Below are 17594 nucleotides of genomic sequence, written 5' to 3'. Positions count from 1 at the left end.
CGGACTGAATGCCTTGAAATAAAGGGCCTTCAACCGATTTCAGCTACCTGGTCTGTCAGACGGACCGCACCGAATGCCGCGCATTGTAGCCGCAAGGTGTAGGACTGACACCTAGCTGTTTCGATGTGCTGAGCGTCGGATCAATCCGATGACCGGTAACAGCCCGACCAGTACCAGTGTCAATGCCGGCAAAGACGCCCGCGCCCATTCGCCTTCGCTGGTCATTTCGAAGATTCGCACCGCCAGCGTGTCCCAGCCAAACGGGCGCATCAGCAAGGTTGCGGGCATTTCCTTGAGCACATCGACGAACACCAGCAGCGCTGCGCTCAACGTGCCGGGAAGCAATAGTGGCAGATACACTTTGAAAAACAGTCGTGGCCCACTGACGCCAAGGCTACGTGCCGCTTCGGGCAAAGATGGCCGTATACGCGCCAGGCTGCTTTCCAGCGGTCCGTAAGCCACCGCAATGAAGCGCACCAGATAGGCCAGCAACAATGCCGACAGGCTGCCCAACAGCAGCGGCTTGCCCGCACCACCGAGCCAACTCGAGAGCGGGATCACCAGTTCGCGGTCCAGGTAACTGAACGCGAGCATGATCGACACCGCCAGCACCGAACCGGGCAAGGCGTAGCCCAGGTTGGCCAGACTGACCCCGGAACGAATGACCCGGGTGGGCGCCAGTCGTCGGGCAAACGCCAGTAACAAGGCGACGCTGACGGTGATCAACGCCGCCATACCCCCCAGGTACAAGGTATGGACGATCAACCCGGTGTAGCGCTCGTCGAGATCGAAGCGCCCACGCAGCCAGAACCACACCACCAATTGCAGCATCGGGATAACGAAAGCACAGGCGAACACCAGGCAGCACCACGTCGTGGCCGCCAGCGCCTTGACGCCTCGCAGGTGATACAGCGCCTTGACCCGTGGTCGCTCGTTACTTGCCCGGTTCGCCCCACGGGCACGCCGTTCGCCGTAGAGCACGAGCATTACCACCAGCAGTAACAGGCTGGCCAGTTGCGCGGCCGACGACAGGCTGAAAAAACCGTACCAGGTCTTGTAGATGGCCGTGGTGAAGGTATCGAAGTTGAATACCGACACTGCGCCGAAGTCCGCCAGGGTTTCCATCAGTGCCAATGCCACGCCCGCACCGATGGCTGGCCGCGCCATGGGCAATGCCACCCGCCAGAACGCTTGCCAGGGCGATTGACCAAGGACCCGCGCGGCTTCCATCAGGCCTTTGCCCTGGGCGAGGAAGGCGGTGCGCGCCAGCAGGTAAACATAGGGATAAAAGACCAGCACGAGCACGACGATCACGCCACCCGTGGAGCGCACGCGCGGCAGCCGCAGGCCACTGCCAAACCACTCGCGCAGCAGGGTTTGCACGGGCCCGGCAAAATCCAGCAGGCCGACGAAGACGAAGGCCAGCACATAGGCAGGGATCGCGAAGGGCAGCATCAATGCCCAGTCCAGCCAGCGCCGACCGGGGAATTCGCAAAGGCTGGTAAGCCAGGCCAGGCTGACACCCAGGACTGTCACGCCGACACCGACGCCTAGCACCAGGGTCAGGGTATTGCCCAGCAAACGCGGCATCTGCGTGTCCCAGAGATGAGACCAGATCTGTTGATCGATGGTTTGCCAGGACAGCAGCAACACGCTCAGGGGCAACAGGACCAGCGCAGCAATGGCGAAGACGACTGGATACCAGCGGCGTTGGGCGGGATGGGCCACAGGCTTGGTTCTCTACTATCTAATGGACGAGATCGACACTGGCAGGAGCGAGCTCGCTCGCGAAAAACGTCAACGATAACGCGGGAAGCCTGACGGTCCGCGGTGCCCTGACGTTCATCGCGAGCAAGCTCGCTCCTACAGCGTCAGGGGTGCGTAACGCAAAAACAAACGCCCCGCCTAGGCGGGGCGCAGCATAACAGCTGGCTCAGTTCCAGCCAGCCTTGTCCATCATGCGAATCGCCTCAGCCTGGCGCTTGCCGGCGATTTCCACAGGCAAGGTATCAGCAATGAACTTGCCCCATGCGGCGACTTCAGCCGATGGCTGCACGGCCGGATTCGCCGGGAACTCCTGGTTCACGTCGGCAAAGATTTTCTGCGCTTCAGGGGTGGTCATCCACTCCACCAGAGCCTTGGCCGCTTCCGGGTGTGGCGCGTGTTGTGTCAGGCCGATACCCGACAGGTTGATGTGTACGCCACGGTCAGCCTGGTTCGGCCAGAACAGTTTCACCGGCAGGTCTGGCTTCTGCTTGTGCAGGCGACCGTAGTAGTAGGTGTTGACGATACCGACGTCGCACTGACCGGCGTTGATCGCTTCCAGCACGGCGGTGTCGTCGGAGAACACGTCAGTGGACAGGTTCCTGACCCAGCCCTTGAGGATTTCCTCGGTCTTCCCGGCGCCGTGCACTTCGATCATGGTCGCGGTCAGGGACTGGTTGTAGACCTTCTTCGCCGTGCGCAGGCACAGGCGGCCTTCCCATTGTTTGTCGGCCAGCGCTTCGTAGGTGGTCAGTTCACCCGGCTTCACCCGATCTGTGGAGTAGGCAATGGTCCGCGCCCGCAGGCTCAGGCCGGTCCAGGCGTGGGAGGCTGCCCGGTATTGCAGCGGAATATTGGTGTCGATGGTTTTCGAGGTGAACGGCTGGAGGATGCCCATCTGCTCGGCTTGCCAGAGGTTGCCGGCATCGACGGTGAGCAGCAGGTCGGCCGGCGTATTCGCGCCCTCGGCCTTGAGCCGCTGCATCAGCGGCGCTTCCTTGTCGGTGATGAACTTCACCTTCACGCCGGTCTTGGCGGTGTAGGCATCGAATACTGGCTTGATCAGCTCGTCGATTCGCGAGGAGTAGACCACCACTTCGTCAGCGGCCTGGGCGGCGGTGCTGCCGATCAGGGTCAAGGCCAGTGCAGTCAGTAGACGCTTCGGTGCCAACATGGGAGCGGTCTCTCGATTGAAAAATGAGGACAAATGATAAGGACTCACATTTAGCTTCTCAATCGAACCCGCTTGCGGAGGAGTTACCAGATGTTGCACAAGCAGATTAACTGACAAATGTGGCGAGGGGGCTCGCCCCCGTTGGACTGCAAAGCAGTCCTGGCATTTTTCCAGAAAAATCCTGCCATCCGGTCTACGACCGCTTCGCGCTCGAACGGGGGCAAGCCCCCTCGCCACAAGGCCATGCTCACTTCAGGCCTTGGCAAGTGCCGGCAAATCCCCGATCAACCCCAGCGCTTCACGCACGAACAACGCCTTGGCTTCCGGCATTTTCTCCACCATTTTCAACCCGGTATTACGCAACCAGCGCACCGGCAACGGATCGGCCTGGAACAACCGCTCGAAGCCTTCCATCGCCGCCATCAGCGCCAGGTTGTGGGGCATGCGTCGACGCTCGTAACGGCTGAGGACTTTCACATCCGCCAGGCGTTCGCCACGTGTTGCCGCTTGCAGCAACACTTCGGCCAGCACGGCGGCATCGAGGAATCCGAGATTCACCCCCTGCCCGGCCAACGGGTGAATGGTGTGGGCCGCGTCGCCGATCAATGCCAGGCCTTCAGCCACATACCGCTTGGCATGCCGCTGACGCAGGGGCACACACAGGCGCGGATCGGCGCTCAGTACTTCGCCGAGCCGACCTTCAAAGGCCCGCTCCAATGCCTTGCAGAAACCTTGCTCGTCCATCGCCATCAGACGTTCGGCTTCGCCGGGTGTGGTCGACCAGACGATCGAACACCAATCCTGTTGGCCGTCCCGCTCAAGGGGCAGAAACGCCAACGGACCGTTATCGGTGAAGCGCTGCCACGCCGTCATCTGATGCGGTTTGGCGCAACGCACGCTGGTGACGATGGCATGGTGCATATAATCCCATTCGCGGGTCGCCACTCCGGCCAGGCGTCGCACCGCCGAGTTGGCGCCATCTGCCGCGATCACCAGCGGCGCGCGCAGGGTGCGGCCATCGGCCAGGGTCAGCAGCCAGTCATCGCCGGAGCGGCGCATCTGCTCCAGGCGAGCATTGGCCAGCAACCCCAGGTCGCAATCGTGCAGGCGCTCGAGCAAGGCATCCTGGACCACGCGGTTCTCGACGATATGCCCCAGCACCTCGGCATGCACGCTGGGCGCCGAGAAGTGGATTTGCCCGGTGCCGCTGCCATCCCAGACCTGCATGTCGGTGTAGGGGCTGCTGCGCCGCCCGGCGATGCCGTCCCACACGCCCAGGCGCTCGAGAATCCGCTGGCTGGCGGCCGACAAGGCGCTCACCCGCGGCTCAAACGCTGCCTGAGCGTTGAACGGTTTGACGCTCATGGGGCTGCCGTCCAGCAGCAGGACTTCCAGCCCGCTGTCCTGCAACGCCAGCGCCAGGGCGCTGCCGACCATTCCGGCCCCGACAATCAGCAGATCTGCGCGCATTTCCATGCTTTAAGCCTGTCTCTCTTGCGGCTTGAGCCGCACGTAAAGGGTTTTCCCGACCCGCGCCACCAAGTGGCCGGCGCTGTCATGAATGTCGAACCTGCAAGGCAGGTATTTTATCAATCGCGCCTTGCCGAATCGGCGGATCAGCCAGTTACGCATCTGGACGCGTACCCAGCCCCATCGCCTGCCGGGCAAACCAGCGTTTGGCCGGTGGCAGAAGATCGAGGCCGAGCAAGCCGATGTTGCGCCCCAGGGACACCAGCGGCTGGGTACTGCCGAACAGGCGCGTAACCTGATCGGAGAAACCCACGGTGAGGTCCTGATCGAGACGCTGGTGTTCGCGATAGGCCTGCAACGTGGCGAAGTCGCCCAATGGTTTTTCACTGGCGAGCAAGGCATTGGCCAGGGCCTGGGCATCGCGCAGGGACAGGTTGAATCCCTGGCCGGCAATCGGATGCAGGCTGTGCGCCGCGTTGCCGAGGACCGCCAGATGCGGGCGCACCTGTTCTTCGGCCTCGACCAGTGTCAGCGGATACAGATGCCGCGCACCCACCTGCTTCAATGTGCCAAGGCGATAACCGAACACACCCTGCAACTCGCTGAGGAAGCTGCGCTCGTCGAGGGCTGCCAGACGTTGCGCGTCCATGCCCAGGCGGGTCCAGACCAATGCGCAGCGATTATCCGGTAGCGGCAGCAACGCCATCGGGCCTTCGTCGGTGAAGCGCTCGAAAGCCATGCCGTTGTGGGCTTCGCTCGGGGTGATGTTGGCGATCAGCGCGCTCTGGTTGTACGGACGCTTGCGGATGCCGATCCCAAGTTGCTCGCGCAGGCCGGAGCGGCCACCATCGGCGAGCACCGCGAGGTCGCATTCCAGGGTGGTTTCATCATTGAGGGTCAGGCGGTAGCCGTCGGTCAGCGGCTCCATGCGGGTGACTTCCGCCGGGCAGTGCCATCTGATCACGTCCTTGTCCAGGCCTTGCCACAGGCATTGGCCGAGCCAGGCGTTTTCAACGACATAACCCAGCGCTGGAACACCCTCTTCCATCGCCGACAACCGCGCCGTCGAGAATCGACCGCGGTCGGAAACATGAATCTGCTTGATCGGCTCGGCGCGGCGCGAGACTTCCTGCCAGACACCCAACCGTTGATAGATTTGCCGCGAGCCGAAGGACAACGCCGAGGAACGGGCATCGTAACTCGGTTGCCAGGTGTCGCCAGGAGCGAACGGTTCGATCAACACGATCTTCCAGCCTCGGGCCTTGGCCCCGGCCTGAAGCGCCAGTGCCAGGCTTGCACCGACCAGCCCGCCACCGATGATTGCCAGATTGACTCGGCTCATGCTGCCTGTGTCCGCGCGGCGGCCATCAGGGCCTCTATCTCGGCGACGGTTTTCGGCACGCCGCTCGTCAATATTTCACAGCCGGTTTTGGTGACCACTACGTCGTCCTCGATGCGCACGCCGATGCCGCGCCATTTCTTCGCAACATTCTGGTTGTCCGGGGCGATATAGATCCCCGGTTCCACGGTCAGCGCCATGCCGACTTCCAGCACGCGCCACTCGCCGCCGACCTTGTATTCGCCGACGTCATGCACATCCATGCCCAGCCAATGGCCGGCGCGGTGCATGTAAAACGCCTTGTAGGCTTCGCTGGCGATCAGTTCGTCAACGTCACCACGCAGCAGACCCAGCTCGACCAGCCCGGCCGTGATGACCCGGACCGTGGCCTCGTGCGCCTGATTCCAGTGCTTATTCGGGGCGATTTCGGCAAAGGCGGCTTCCTGGGAGGCCAGCACCAATTCGTAGATCGCTTTCTGTTCCGCTGAATATTTGCCGCTGACCGGAAAGGTCCGGGTGATGTCGCTGGCGTAGCAGTCAATCTCGCAACCGGCATCGATCAGCACCAGATCCCCGTCCTTGAGCAGCGCGTCATTCTGCTGGTAATGCAGGATGCAGCTGTTGCGCCCCGCCGCGACAATCGACCCGTAGGCCGGCATCTTCGCCCCGCCCTTGCGGAATTCGTAATCGAGCTCGGCTTCCAGGCTGAATTCGTGCAATCCGGCGCGACAGGCCTGCATTGCCCGCACGTGCGCCTGGGCGGAAATCCGCGCTGCCTCGCGCATCACTTTCACTTCTGCCGCCGATTTATACAGGCGCATGTCGTGCAGCAGATGATCCAGGGCAACGAATTCGTTCGGCGGCTGGGCACCGAGGTTGGCCTTGGAGCGGATCACGTTGATCCACTCCATCAGGTGGCGATCGAATTCGGGGTTGCTGCCCATGGCCGAATATACCCGGTCACGGCCTTCGATCAGGCCCGGCAGGATGTCGTCGATATCAGTGATCGGAAAGGCGTCGTCGGCGCCGAAGTCGCGAATCGCGCCTTCCTGCCCGGCACGCAGGCCATCCCACAGCTCGCGCTCGGCATTGCGTTCGCGGCAGAACAGGATGTATTCGCCATGCACGCGCCCCGGCATCAATACCAGTACGGCCTGGGGCTCGGGAAAGCCGCTGAGGTACTGGAAGTCGCTGTCCTGGCGGTAAACGTGCTCGACGTCGCGGTTACGAATGGCCACCGCGGCGGCGGGCAGGATGGCGATGCTGTTGGGTTCCATCTGCGCCATCAGGGCCTTGCGGCGACGGCTGTATTCCGATTTCGGGATATGGATCATGGGCAGATGGCGTTCCCTGGCAAACGATTAGTGCAGCGACGGTTTGGCGGCGGCCGGTACGTCTTTTTTGGTCTCGGAGAACAGCAGCAGCGGTGCGACGCGCAGGTACTCCATGACTTCCATGTAGTCGTTTTCGCCGTCGTCGGACTCTTCCAGGGCATCCTGCACCTGGGAAATGGCCGCCAGATCCTGCAGCACCTCGGTGGCCTCGGTACTCAGGGCGCTGCTGTCACGGCAGTTCAGGCCGAAGCCGCTGAGGAAACCCTGGCACCACTGGCCCAGTGCGACGGCACGGTCGGTGAGGGGGGCGTCATCGGTCGGCAACAGCAGAACGACGGTCACGTCATCGCCCGTTAGCTCGCCCTTGACCATCTCTTGCAAGCCGATCAAGGCGTTGCGAACGTTGTCCTGCGGCTCGCTTTCGAGCAGTTCGGCGGCATCGATCAACCACTCTTCGGCATTGAAACCGGCGCCGGCACAGCTGCGGCCGAGCAGCAGGCCATGCAGTTCGGCAGGCGAGACGTTATGACCGCTGGAAGTCAGCAGGGTGGCGAAGGCTTGGTACGGGGAATTCTGAATGGTCATGGGCAGCTAGGCGCCAGACGGCGCTATGTCTAGAATGAAGGCCTTGTATCCTACATCGACTACCCCTGTAGGAGCGAGCTTGCTCGCGATGGTCGTCAATGATAACGCTGGGTACCTGACACCCTGCGGCGTTCTCGGGTTCATCGCGAGCAAGCTCGCTCCTACAGTCCGTCACCCATCAGACAGTGAAGACAATGGAAGACACCGACCTGCAAGCGCTGATGGCCAGACTCGAACTGCTGATTACCCGAGTCGAGCAACTTAAGAGTCAAAACGGACTCTTACTAGCTCAGGAAAAGACCTGGCGCGAGGAACGCGCGCACCTCATTGAAAAAAACGAAATCGCCCGGCGTAAGGTCGAATCGATGATTTCGCGCCTCAAGGCCCTGGAGCAAGACTCATGAGTTCAAGCAATAGCGTCACCGTGCAGATCCTCGACAAAGAGTATTCGATCATCTGCCCACAGGAAGAGCGCAGTAATCTGATCAGCGCCGCCCGTTATCTGGACGGCAAGATGCGCGAGATCCGCAGCAGCGGCAAAGTCATCGGCGCCGACCGTATCGCCGTGATGGCCGCGCTGAACATCACCCACGACCTGTTGCACAAGGAAGAACGGCCGGATATCCAGGCCAGCGGCTCGACCCGCGAACAAGTGCGTGACCTGCTCGATCGCGTCGATCTGGCGCTCGCCACCGATCCGGATGTCACCAAAGGCTGATTCGCGCCGCCGCTTGCGGTATAATCCCCTCACTCCCTGGGGTGCTTGCCAGTTGGCGATGTCCCTGAGCCGATTTGCTATACCCTGGAGGTTGCACGTTGGGCTGGTGTGCATGTCCGCTAGACGGAAAGCCTTAAAGCCTACTGCATCTTCCACCTTGAACTTTCGGGTTCAAGGGCTAAGTCGACAGCGGCACATTCGGGGAGCCTGATTTCAGTCCAATGCCGGTTTTGATACCGGCATTGGCGTTTTTACGGGTACGCTTCACGTATCCGCATTGTTGAAGCCCGAATACATGACCGAACCTGCGCTGCTCCCCCGCCCGCAACTTCGACGCATGCTGCGCAAGGCCCGCCGCGCACTGACACCCAGTCAGCAACGCCAGGCCGCTCGCGGGCTGTACAAGCAATTGGCCCAGCAACCGCTGTTCCGCCGCGCCCGGCACATCTCCCTCTACCTGCCCACCGACGGTGAAATCGATCCGCGTCTGTTGCTGCGCGCCGCGCAACGCCGGGGCAAAGCCACCTATCTACCGGTGCTGAGCGCCTGGCCGCGAACCAAAATGGTGTTCCAGCGCATCCGTCCCGGGGAAAAACTCAAACCCAACCGCTTTCGTATTCTCGAACCACGGGCCAACCTCGCCCGGCAGCGCAAGATCTGGGCGCTGGATCTGGTGCTGTTGCCATTGGTGGGTTTTGACGATGTCGGCGGACGCCTGGGAATGGGCGGTGGTTTCTACGACCGGAGCCTGGCCTACCTGGCGCGACGAAATGACTGGCGCAAGCCGACGCTGTTGGGGCTGGCCCATGAATGTCAGAAAGTGGCGCGATTGGCTCAGGCGAGCTGGGATGTGCCGCTGCAAGGAACGGTGACGGACAAGGCCTGGTATTACGCAGGCTAGGCGCCACTTCGATCAGTGGCGCCGAGGCAACAGGATCAGCGCTTGAAGGCTGTCGACTGTTGCTGCAATTGGGCCAGTTCGACCGGCGCATCGGTCTTGTTGGCCCATAGGCTTTGGGCATAGCCAGTGGTCACGACGCCAAGGCCAAACAAAATGACCAAAATCCATAGTAAATCCGGTTTGCGTTTCATCGATTGCCCCCCAAAGGCACATCAACACGATGACAGCAGCGGTTTCCGTTTGTAGGCCGTGCAGCAGCGTCAAGCTTTAAAGGCCGGCATTTTGCGACAACGTGAACCGCTGCGCAAATGCTGACGTCAACCGACTGTCGGTTTGTCATAAAATCGCCAACAAGCTGCTCAATCACCACGCAAGGAGCAAAAGACATGGCCTATTGGCTGATGAAATCCGAGCCCGACGAACTCTCGATCAAAGGGCTGGAAAAGCTCGGCAAAGCGCGCTGGGACGGGGTTCGCAACTATCAGGCACGCAATTTCCTGCGGGCCATGGCGGTGGGGGATGAGTTCTTTTTCTATCATTCCAGCTGCCCCGAGCCGGGGATTGCCGGAATCGGCAAGATTGTCGAAGCCGCGTATCCGGACCCGACGGCGCTGGAGCCAGAGAGCCATTATTTTGACCCGAAGGCCACTCCGGAGAAAAACGCCTGGAGTGCGATCGATGTCGCGCATGTCGAGACGTTTGCCCGAGTGCTGAAACTGGATTATCTGAAACAACAGACGGCGCTGGCCGAGTTGCCGTTGGTGCAGAAAGGCTCGCGGTTATCGGTGATGCCGGTGACGGCGGAGCAATGGGCAGCGGTGATTGCCTTAAAGTCTTGAGTCATTTGTCGCCTGGACTGGCCTCATCGCGAGCAAGCTCGCTCCCACAGGGGGCTGTGGTGGACATGTGATTGTGCTTCAACACCAATCCACTGTGGGAGCTTGCTCGCGATGACGCCAGCTCAAGCAATAGAAGTCTTACTGAATGATCAGGTTGTTGAACAACAAATCCTCAACCACCGGCTTACCGGTTTCGTCGTTCATCACCTGTTGGGTCTGTTTCAGGGCCTCCTGACGCAGCTTTTCCTTGGCCTCGACGTTGTTCATCGTCTCGGTGGTCTGCTGGGCGAACAGTGCGACCAATTGATTGCGGATCAAGGGCTCATTGGCCTTCACCGCCTTGGCGGCCTCGTCACCGGTCACCCGCAACGCCACATCGGCCTTGTAGACCTTGAGTTTCGGCGTCCCGTCCAGCCCGTAGTTACCCACGAACGGCGGGCTCAGGGTGATGTAACTGACCTTCGGAGCTGCATCTTCTTTGGCTTCTTCGGCCACCGCTGCCACAGGCAGAGACAGGGCCAGCATCAACATGATCCACGCTTTCAAAATTCGCTCCTTATCCGGTTTGCGGCCTAGCATAACGACCCGCCGCGCAAGCACAAGCTTATGGCTGACTATCAGGGCCGGGCATGCTCGTTGACCCATCGACCCACACACCTACACTTATCGGCCATCACTCCCAAAGGAATAGCCCTGATGAAAGCCGTGCTGTGCAAAGCCTTCGGCCCTGCCGAATCGCTGGTGCTGGAAGACGTCGCCAGTCCTGTCGCGAAGAAGAATGAAATCCTGCTGGACGTGCACGCCGCCGGGGTGAACTTCCCCGATACGTTGATCATCGAGGGCAAATACCAGTTCAAGCCGCCCTTCCCGTTTTCGCCGGGTGGTGAAGCGGCTGGCGTGGTCAGCGCAGTGGGTGAAAAAGTCAGCCACTTGAAAGTCGGTGACCGGGTCATGGCCCTGACCGGCTGGGGCAGCTTTGCCGAGCAGGTCGCCGTGCCGGGCTACAACGCACTGCCGATCCCGCCATCGATGGACTTCAACACCGCCGCCGCCTTCAGCATGACCTACGGCACCTCGATGCATGCCCTCAAGCAGCGCGGCAACCTGCAACCGGGCGAAACCCTGCTGGTACTGGGTGCTTCCGGCGGCGTCGGCCTCGCGGCGGTGGAAATCGGCAAAGCCATGGGCGCCCGGGTGATCGCGGCGGCCAGCAGCGCAGAGAAACTCGCCGTGGCCAAGGCCGCCGGCGCCGACGAACTGATCAACTACAGCGAAACCAGCCTGAAGGACGAAATCAAGCGTCTGACCGACGGCCAGGGTGCCGACGTGATCTACGACCCGGTCGGCGGCGACCTGTTCGACCAGGCCATCCGCGCCATCGCCTGGAACGGCCGCTTGCTGGTGGTCGGCTTCGCCAGCGGTCGCATTCCCGAATTGCCGGTCAACCTGGCCTTGCTTAAAGGTGCGGCAGTGCTCGGCGTGTTCTGGGGCTCGTTCGCCCAACGCCAGCCGCAGGACAACGCGGCGAACTTCCAGCAGTTGTTTGGCTGGTTTGCCGAAGGCAAGCTCAAGCCTCTGGTGTCCCAGGTGTATCCGCTGAGCAATGCGGCGCAGGCGATCAATGACCTTGGCCAGCGTAAAGCGGTGGGGAAAGTGGTGGTGCAGGTTCGCTGAATCCCTCTGCTAAAAAGCGCGGCCATGTAGCCGCGCTTTTATTGCCGTCAAAGCAACACCCGAATCTCCTCCGGCAAAAACCGCACATACCGACTCGCCGGATGCGCGCTACACCGCTGCACAATCGAACGGACGCTGGCATTGAGCTTGGCAATCAGAGCCAGACGCTTCTCTTCCGGCAATTGAGTCGGTGAAAGCGAGTGGGTCAGGTAACTGCGGGTCCAGCTGAAAACCGGCAGGTCCACCCACGAGGAAGTGGCGATGTTCAACGATGCCCGTGCGATAGCACTGCATTTCAGCCGCTCCAGCTCCTTGTTGACGTGGAAGGGATGTTCGCTGTCCAGCCTGTATTCCATGGGTGCGACCACGAGGATTTGCGCAGGTTGATCCTTGGTAATTGTCCACGGCTTGAATCGCCATTGGTTGACTGCGGCCAATGACGCCTCTTCGAGTTCGGGATGTGCACTTTGCGCAATCACGGCATTACTGACTGATCCATCGGCCTTCACAGTCATGCTGACACGCACCATGCCGGTGACACCCGCCCGATGCAGCGCCTTCGGATAAATCGGCTTTGGGTTGTTCTCGGGTATCAGAAATACCTCCCCGGCCCTGATATCCGCAGAGACCAGCAACAAAATTCCAACCAACCACCACCGCATGTCCCTCTCCCTTCGTCTGCAACGCCAGACTTGGCAACAGCACAAAGGTTAAAGCGCCGGGCCATTCGGCATAACGCCATGACTTCTGCTTTAAACGAAGGATCTTTCCTAAAGTCCTGCCCCATTCCGGGCAGATCAAATGCCCCAAACGAAAACAGGTAACGCTTCCTACACCGCCCTTCACTTACATCTGAGCGACATGTTCATAAAGGAACGCGCGACTTCCAACATTTCCGCTGTTTTGTCGATGAGAACCGGTGCTATTTTCGGTAACGAAACTGTAACATTCGTATCCGCAGTCAAAACAAGAAATCTGGAGCTCTTGAATGTTTGCTTTCTTTCGTCCTGCCGCACATCAGGCTCCATTGCCTGAAGAAAAAATAGACAGCACCTACCGACGCCTTCGCTGGCAGATTTTCGCCGGCATTTTCATTGGCTATGCCGGTTACTACCTGCTGCGCAAGAACTTCTCCCTGGCCATGCCGTACCTGATCGATGAAGGCTACTCCCGTGGCCAGCTGGGTCTGGCGATGTCCGCCATCGCGATTGCCTACGGTCTGTCGAAGTTTCTCATGGGCCTGGTGTCCGACCGTTCCAACCCGCGCTTCTTCCTGCCATTCGGTCTTCTGGTATCGGCTGGGGTGATGTTCATTTTCGGTTTCGCGCCCTGGGCGACGTCCAGCGTGACCATGATGTTCATTTTGCTGTTCATCAACGGCTGGGCGCAGGGCATGGGTTGGCCGCCGAGTGGCCGGACCATGGTGCACTGGTGGTCGCAGAAGGAACGTGGCGGCGTGGTGTCCGTCTGGAACGTGGCGCACAACGTCGGCGGTGGCCTGATCGGCCCGTTGTTCCTGATCGGCATGGGGCTGTTCAATGACTGGCACGCCGCGTTCTACGTACCGGCAGCCGTGGCGCTGGCAGTAGCGGTGTTTGCCTTTGTGACCATGCGCGACACCCCGCAATCGGTTGGCCTGCCACCGATCGAGCAATACAAGAACGACTACCCGGAAGGCTACGACGCCAGCCACGAAGAGGAATTCAGCGCCAAGGAAATCTTCGTCAAATACGTGCTGCGCAACAAAATGCTCTGGTACATCGCCTTGGCCAACGTCTTTGTCTATCTGCTGCGCTACGGCGTGCTGGACTGGGCACCGACCTACCTCAAGGAAGCCAAGGGTTTCACTGTGGATAAAACCTCCTGGGCGTACTTCTTCTACGAGTGGGCAGGTATCCCGGGCACGCTGCTGTGCGGCTGGATGTCGGACAAGATCTTCCGTGGCAACCGTGGCCTGACCGGCATGGTGTTCATGGCGTTGGTGACGGTCGCGACGCTGGTTTACTGGCTCAACCCGGCCGGCAATCCGATGGTCGACATGATCGCGCTGCTTTCCATTGGCTTCCTGATCTACGGCCCGGTGATGCTGATCGGCCTGCAGGCGCTGGAACTGGCACCGAAGAAAGCTGCCGGTACGGCGGCGGGCTTTACCGGTCTGTTCGGTTACTTGGGCGGGTCGGTCGCGGCCAGTGCAGCGATGGGCTACACCGTGGACCATTTCGGTTGGGACGGCGGTTTCGTGCTGCTGGTCGGTGCCTGCCTGTTGGCGATGGCCTTCCTGGCCCCGACACTACGGCACAAACAAATCGCCAGTCAGGGCCGCGAAGCACTCGCTTGATCGGCCTTTGATTTACAGCGCTTGAGCCGCGCCTCCAGATTCCGGTCTGGCATGGCGTGGCTGCGCAGGGCGTGCGCGGTCTGCTCGACATAATCGCGAGTGGTGCCGTAGCGCCCGCAGGCGTTTTCGAACACATGGCTCAGCACATGGTCCGGCAAGTTGCCGGCATAGCTGGGCAGGTGTCGTTCCAGCACAAAACCCAATGCCTGAACCTGGCTGCCATCGTCGAGGCGGCAGTTGAGCCAGTGCGGGCGGTAGGAAGGGAAAGGCATCTCGCGCTGCCAAAGTGCGTAGAGCGAGGCTTCGAGTTGCTCTTCGGGCAAGCGATAGGCGAAACCGCTGCAAGAACCGCCGCGATCCAGGCCAAACACCAGGCCGGGCATTTCCGGGGTGCCGCGATGTTCGTGGGACCACAGGTACAACCCGCGATGGTAGCCATGCACCCGGCCGCGAACCCGCTCAACCGCCGTGCATTCAGGGCGCCAGATCAGCGAGCCATACGCAAACAGCCACACCGGCCCGCCTTTGTGGCGCGCCATGGTCGATTGCATCGAGCTGAGCAGTTGTTCGTGAGTAAGCTGCGGCCCCAGATCGAGCCGCGGAGGGTAAGCCAGATTCAAAAAAGCAGATTCAATGGCGCTCATGGCGAATAGCGTTCAGCTCCCCGCGGGTGAAGAATTACTTAATAGAACGCACGGCTGTAACAATAAGGCACATAAGTTTTAAGGTAATTTAAATGCCATGGCACAGTTCTTAATGAATTGCCTGGACAACATATAACCTACCGATATTTATAAAAATTTATAAATGCCGATTGGCTATATGTGGAGTTATATACCTGTAGGAGCGAGCCTGCTCGCGTTGGAATCAAGAACGCTGCGGGTAGCCTGACTGCCCGAGTAATCGTTAACGACCATCGCGAGCAGGCTCGCTCCTACAAGGTGGTCGGGGCAGATCAAGACCGCGGCGCGTACGCAAACACATCGGCGCGCATTTGATGAGCATCCATTCCCGCTTCCACCAGAGCATCCAGCGTGCCGTAGACCATGGCCGGAGAGCCGCTGGCGTACACGTGTAGCGGCTTGAGGTCAGGGAAGTCTTCACAGACCGCTTCATGCAACATGCCGCACCGCCCTTCCCAACCGCATTGATCGCTGACGACCTTGTGCAGGAACAGGTTGGGCAACTTCAGCCATTCGTCCCAATGCTCGATCTGATAAAAATCTTCAGGACGACGCACGCCCCAATACAGATGCACCGGGTGCTTGAAACCCGAGGCCCGGCAATGCTCGATCAGACTGTGGATCTGGCCCATGCCGGTACCCGCGGCGATCAGCACGAGAGAACCTTCCGGCAACTCCTCCAGGTGGGTATCGCCGAACGGCAATTCGACCCGCACCATACTGTTGCGCTGGAGCTGTTCGATCAGGCTCAGCGCACTGGATTCGCGCGCCAGTACGTGGATTTCCAGGTCGCGCCCCGCATGCGGTGCCGAGGCGAGGGAGAATGCGGACTTTTCGCCGCTCTCCCGTTCGATCATCAGGTACTGGCCAGCGTGGTAGCGCGGCGGTTTGCCGGCCGGAGCCCGCAGACGCACGCGCCAGGTGTCGCCGCCCACCTCCTTGCACTCAATGACCTGACACGACACGCTGCGCACCGGCAGTTCTCCCAGCGCGAGCACGCCATCCCACAGCACGATGCAGTCTTCCAGCGGCTCCGCTATGCAAGTGTAGAACTCGCCATGGTCACGCACATTGCCAGCCTGCTCGACCCGGCCTTCCACCAGCAGCGCCGCGCAGACGTGGCAATTGCCGTTGCGGCAGCTTTGCGGGCATTCGTAGCCCAGACGTCGTGCGCCATCGAGAATCCGCTCGCCGGGCAATATCTCAAGTACTGCTCCGGAGGGCTGCAAGGTTACACGCATCAATCTATTCCTAACTGATTCCAGATGGCATCGATCCGCTGGGTCACGGCATCGTCCTTGACGATGACCCGGCCCCATTCGCGAGTAGTTTCGCCCGGCCATTTATGCGTGGCATCGAGGCCCATTTTCGACCCCAGGCCGGAAACCGGCGAGGCGAAGTCGAGGTAGTCGATCGGCGTGTTGTCGATCATCACGGTGTCGCGCTTGGGGTCCATGCGCGTGGTGATGGCCCAGATCACGTCGTTCCAGTCCCGGGCGTTGATATCGTCGTCGGTGACGATAACGAACTTGGTGTACATGAACTGTCGCAAAAACGACCAGACACCCAGCATTACCCGCTTGGCGTGGCCCGGATACGACTTTTTCATGGTCACGATGGCCATGCGGTACGAGCAACCTTCGGGCGGCAGGTAGAAATCGGTGATCTCCGGGAACTGCTTCTGCAGGATCGGCACGAACACTTCGTTCAATGCCACGCCGAGGATCGCCGGCTCATCCGGCGGGCGGCCGGTGTAGGTACTGTGGTAGATCGGCTTGATCCGATGGGTAATGCGCTCGACGGTGAACACCGGGAAGCTGTCGACTTCGTTGTAGTAACCGGTGTGGTCGCCGTATGGGCCTTCATCGGCCATCTCGCCCGGATGGATCACGCCTTCGAGGATGATTTCGGCGGTGGCCGGCACTTGCAGGTCGTTGCCGCGACACTTCACCAACTCAGTGCGGTTACCGCGCAAGAGGCCTGCGAAGGCGTATTCGGAAAGGCTGTCGGGCACCGGGGTCACGGCACCGAGGATAGTCGCCGGGTCAGCGCCCAGGGCCACGGAAACCGGGAACGGCTGGCCCGGATGCTTTTCGCACCACTCGCGGTAATCCAGCGCGCCGCCACGGTGGCTCAGCCAGCGCATGATGACCTTGTTGCGACCGATCACTTGCTGACGGTAGATACCGAGGTTCTGGCGATCCTTGTTCGGGCCTTTGGTGACGGTCAGACCCCAGGTGATCAGCGGACCGACGTCGCCCGGCCAGCAGGTTTGCACCGGCAGCATGGCCAGGTCGACGTCGTCGCCTTCGATGACCACTTCCTGGCACACCGCGTCCTTGACGACTTTCGGCGCCATCGAAATGATCTTGCGGAAGATCGGCAGCTTGGACCAGGCATCCTTCAAGCCTTTGGGCGGCTCGGGTTCCTTTAGGAACGCCAGCAGCTTGCCGATCTCGCGCAGCTCGCTGACCGACTCGGCACCCATGCCCATGGCGACCCGCTCGGGGGTGCCGAACAGGTTGCCGAGCACCGGGATGTCATAGCCTGTCGGCTTTTCGAACAACAGCGCCGGGCCTTTGGCACGCAGCGTGCGATCACACACCTCGGTCATCTCCAGCACTGGAGAGACGGGGATCTGGATGCGTTTCAACTCTCCGCGCTGCTCAAGCTGCTGCACGAAATCCCGAAGATCCTTGAATTTCATTGATGATGGCACCCGAAAAATAGGCGTACATCCTACCTGCTCTGCCGGCCGCTGGCAGCTTATCGCTG

The 17594-nt window shown here is 60.7% G+C and carries 18 protein-coding genes, 1 other RNA gene and 1 pseudogene; 7 read left to right on the top strand and 13 right to left on the bottom strand.

What is annotated here, in order from left to right; genetic code table 11:
• Window positions 1-111: 111 nt before the first annotated feature.
• From ABIE16_RS19395 to ABIE16_RS19365, 7 genes and pseudogenes are all read right to left on the bottom strand, one after another.
• Window positions 112-1728: an ABC transporter permease gene (locus tag ABIE16_RS19395; RefSeq protein WP_223500645.1), complete on the bottom strand. Its 1617-nt coding sequence runs from the start codon at window positions 1726-1728 to the stop codon at window positions 112-114.
• Window positions 1729-1933: 205 nt separating this feature from the next.
• A complete protein-coding gene (locus ABIE16_RS19390) occupies window positions 1934-2938 on the bottom strand; it encodes an extracellular solute-binding protein (RefSeq protein WP_057712826.1) in 1005 nt (334 codons plus the stop codon).
• 252 nt (window positions 2939-3190) lie between these two features.
• Complete coding sequence (locus tag ABIE16_RS19385; RefSeq protein ID WP_429521789.1) at window positions 3191-4408, bottom strand: 2-octaprenyl-3-methyl-6-methoxy-1,4-benzoquinol hydroxylase; 1218 nt, start codon at window positions 4406-4408, stop codon at window positions 3191-3193.
• A 9-nt stretch (window positions 4409-4417) separates the two neighbouring features.
• A pseudogene (locus ABIE16_RS19380) lies at window positions 4418-4525 on the bottom strand (tetrameric acyl-CoA thioesterase); the annotation flags it as partial.
• Between the two features lie 37 nt (window positions 4526-4562).
• Window positions 4563-5750 (bottom strand): 2-octaprenyl-6-methoxyphenyl hydroxylase, encoded by a 1188-nt coding sequence (gene ubiH, locus ABIE16_RS19375; RefSeq protein ID WP_150813740.1) that lies wholly within the window; start codon window positions 5748-5750, stop codon window positions 4563-4565.
• A complete protein-coding gene (gene pepP / locus ABIE16_RS19370) occupies window positions 5747-7081 on the bottom strand; it encodes a Xaa-Pro aminopeptidase (RefSeq protein WP_154860922.1) in 1335 nt (444 codons plus the stop codon). Before pepP ends, ubiH begins: the two co-directional genes overlap by 4 nt.
• A gap of 27 nt (window positions 7082-7108) precedes the next feature.
• Entirely contained in the window at window positions 7109-7666 is a 558-nt protein-coding gene (locus tag ABIE16_RS19365) for a YecA family protein (RefSeq protein ID WP_057712822.1), read from the bottom strand.
• Window positions 7667-7860: 194 nt separating this feature from the next.
• On the opposite strand from ABIE16_RS19365, the gene ABIE16_RS19360 reads away from it, so the two are divergent.
• From ABIE16_RS19360 to ABIE16_RS19345, 4 genes are all read left to right on the top strand, one after another.
• Window positions 7861-8070 carry a TIGR02449 family protein gene (locus tag ABIE16_RS19360; RefSeq protein WP_007982902.1) on the top strand — a complete coding sequence of 70 codons (210 nt, stop codon included), beginning with the start codon at window positions 7861-7863 and terminating at the stop codon, window positions 8068-8070.
• Window positions 8067-8384 carry a cell division protein ZapA gene (locus tag ABIE16_RS19355; RefSeq protein ID WP_057712821.1) on the top strand — a complete coding sequence of 106 codons (318 nt, stop codon included), beginning with the start codon at window positions 8067-8069 and terminating at the stop codon, window positions 8382-8384. Before ABIE16_RS19360 ends, ABIE16_RS19355 begins: the two co-directional genes overlap by 4 nt.
• 30 nt (window positions 8385-8414) lie before the next feature.
• A non-coding RNA gene (gene ssrS / locus ABIE16_RS19350) (6S RNA) lies at window positions 8415-8593 on the top strand.
• Between the two features lie 86 nt (window positions 8594-8679).
• Complete coding sequence (locus tag ABIE16_RS19345) at window positions 8680-9285, top strand: 5-formyltetrahydrofolate cyclo-ligase (RefSeq protein ID WP_008048703.1); 606 nt, start codon at window positions 8680-8682, stop codon at window positions 9283-9285.
• 35 nt (window positions 9286-9320) lie between these two features.
• Here ABIE16_RS19345 and ABIE16_RS19340 read toward each other — a convergent pair whose 3' ends face one another.
• Window positions 9321-9476 (bottom strand): hypothetical protein, encoded by a 156-nt coding sequence (locus tag ABIE16_RS19340; protein WP_007982896.1) that lies wholly within the window; start codon window positions 9474-9476, stop codon window positions 9321-9323.
• 195 nt (window positions 9477-9671) lie between these two features.
• Between ABIE16_RS19340 and ABIE16_RS19335 the strand changes: the two genes are divergently transcribed.
• Window positions 9672-10124 (top strand): EVE domain-containing protein, encoded by a 453-nt coding sequence (locus ABIE16_RS19335; RefSeq protein ID WP_429521746.1) that lies wholly within the window; start codon window positions 9672-9674, stop codon window positions 10122-10124.
• A 138-nt stretch (window positions 10125-10262) separates the two neighbouring features.
• On the opposite strand, the gene ABIE16_RS19330 is transcribed toward ABIE16_RS19335, so the two are convergent.
• Entirely contained in the window at window positions 10263-10670 is a 408-nt protein-coding gene (locus ABIE16_RS19330) for a flagellar basal body-associated protein FliL (RefSeq protein WP_032829534.1), read from the bottom strand.
• Between the two features lie 150 nt (window positions 10671-10820).
• Here ABIE16_RS19330 and ABIE16_RS19325 point away from each other — a divergent pair, with 150 nt between their 5' ends.
• On the top strand, window positions 10821-11798 hold the full coding sequence (locus ABIE16_RS19325; protein WP_056726390.1) for an NADPH:quinone oxidoreductase family protein: 978 nt from the start codon (window positions 10821-10823) through the stop codon (window positions 11796-11798).
• Window positions 11799-11845: 47 nt separating this feature from the next.
• On the opposite strand, the gene ABIE16_RS19320 is transcribed toward ABIE16_RS19325, so the two are convergent.
• On the bottom strand, window positions 11846-12460 hold the full coding sequence (locus tag ABIE16_RS19320) for an energy transducer TonB (RefSeq protein WP_090452074.1): 615 nt from the start codon (window positions 12458-12460) through the stop codon (window positions 11846-11848).
• A 326-nt stretch (window positions 12461-12786) separates the two neighbouring features.
• Here ABIE16_RS19320 and glpT point away from each other — a divergent pair, with 326 nt between their 5' ends.
• A complete protein-coding gene (gene glpT / locus ABIE16_RS19315; RefSeq protein ID WP_008048696.1) occupies window positions 12787-14136 on the top strand; it encodes a glycerol-3-phosphate transporter in 1350 nt (449 codons plus the stop codon).
• Here the strand turns inward: glpT and ABIE16_RS19310 are convergent.
• From ABIE16_RS19310 to ubiD, 3 genes are all read right to left on the bottom strand, one after another.
• Window positions 14112-14780 (bottom strand): gamma-glutamylcyclotransferase, encoded by a 669-nt coding sequence (locus ABIE16_RS19310; RefSeq protein WP_090452075.1) that lies wholly within the window; start codon window positions 14778-14780, stop codon window positions 14112-14114. The genes glpT and ABIE16_RS19310 overlap by 25 nt on opposite strands.
• Window positions 14781-15091: 311 nt before the next feature.
• Window positions 15092-16060: a CDP-6-deoxy-delta-3,4-glucoseen reductase gene (locus tag ABIE16_RS19305; protein ID WP_223500632.1), complete on the bottom strand. Its 969-nt coding sequence runs from the start codon at window positions 16058-16060 to the stop codon at window positions 15092-15094.
• A complete protein-coding gene (gene ubiD, locus ABIE16_RS19300; RefSeq protein ID WP_008048693.1) occupies window positions 16060-17526 on the bottom strand; it encodes a 4-hydroxy-3-polyprenylbenzoate decarboxylase in 1467 nt (488 codons plus the stop codon). Before ubiD ends, ABIE16_RS19305 begins: the two co-directional genes overlap by 1 nt.
• Window positions 17527-17594 lie beyond the last annotated feature (68 nt).

This window comes from Pseudomonas sp. 2725, from assembly GCF_050434585.1.
Taxonomy (GTDB): domain Bacteria; phylum Pseudomonadota; class Gammaproteobacteria; order Pseudomonadales; family Pseudomonadaceae; genus Aquipseudomonas; species Aquipseudomonas jessenii.
Note: the sequence above shows the minus strand (reverse complement) of the source record. Positions and strands in the feature narration are given on the sequence as shown.

Bases quoted from the DNA above. Each gene is read 5' to 3' on its own strand.
- ABIE16_RS19390 (WP_057712826.1), bottom strand. From the start codon at position 2,938: ATGTTGGCACCGAAGCGTCTACTGACTGCACTGGCCTTGACCCTGATC.
- ABIE16_RS19385 (WP_429521789.1), bottom strand. From the start codon at position 4,408: ATGCGCGCAGATCTGCTGATTGTCGGGGCCGGAATGGTCGGCAGCGCC.
- ubiH (WP_150813740.1), bottom strand. From the start codon at position 5,750: ATGAGCCGAGTCAATCTGGCAATCATCGGTGGCGGGCTGGTCGGTGCA.
- pepP (WP_154860922.1), bottom strand. From the start codon at position 7,081: ATGATCCATATCCCGAAATCGGAATACAGCCGTCGCCGCAAGGCCCTG.
- ABIE16_RS19365 (WP_057712822.1), bottom strand. From the start codon at position 7,666: ATGACCATTCAGAATTCCCCGTACCAAGCCTTCGCCACCCTGCTGACT.
- ABIE16_RS19360 (WP_007982902.1), top strand. From the start codon at position 7,861: ATGGAAGACACCGACCTGCAAGCGCTGATGGCCAGACTCGAACTGCTG.
- ABIE16_RS19355 (WP_057712821.1), top strand. From the start codon at position 8,067: ATGAGTTCAAGCAATAGCGTCACCGTGCAGATCCTCGACAAAGAGTAT.
- ABIE16_RS19345 (WP_008048703.1), top strand. From the start codon at position 8,680: ATGACCGAACCTGCGCTGCTCCCCCGCCCGCAACTTCGACGCATGCTG.
- ABIE16_RS19340 (WP_007982896.1), bottom strand. From the start codon at position 9,476: ATGAAACGCAAACCGGATTTACTATGGATTTTGGTCATTTTGTTTGGC.
- ABIE16_RS19335 (WP_429521746.1), top strand. From the start codon at position 9,672: ATGGCCTATTGGCTGATGAAATCCGAGCCCGACGAACTCTCGATCAAA.
- ABIE16_RS19325 (WP_056726390.1), top strand. From the start codon at position 10,821: ATGAAAGCCGTGCTGTGCAAAGCCTTCGGCCCTGCCGAATCGCTGGTG.
- ABIE16_RS19320 (WP_090452074.1), bottom strand. From the start codon at position 12,460: ATGCGGTGGTGGTTGGTTGGAATTTTGTTGCTGGTCTCTGCGGATATC.
- glpT (WP_008048696.1), top strand. From the start codon at position 12,787: ATGTTTGCTTTCTTTCGTCCTGCCGCACATCAGGCTCCATTGCCTGAA.
- ABIE16_RS19310 (WP_090452075.1), bottom strand. From the start codon at position 14,780: ATGAGCGCCATTGAATCTGCTTTTTTGAATCTGGCTTACCCTCCGCGG.
- ABIE16_RS19305 (WP_223500632.1), bottom strand. From the start codon at position 16,060: ATGCGTGTAACCTTGCAGCCCTCCGGAGCAGTACTTGAGATATTGCCC.
- ubiD (WP_008048693.1), bottom strand. From the start codon at position 17,526: ATGAAATTCAAGGATCTTCGGGATTTCGTGCAGCAGCTTGAGCAGCGC.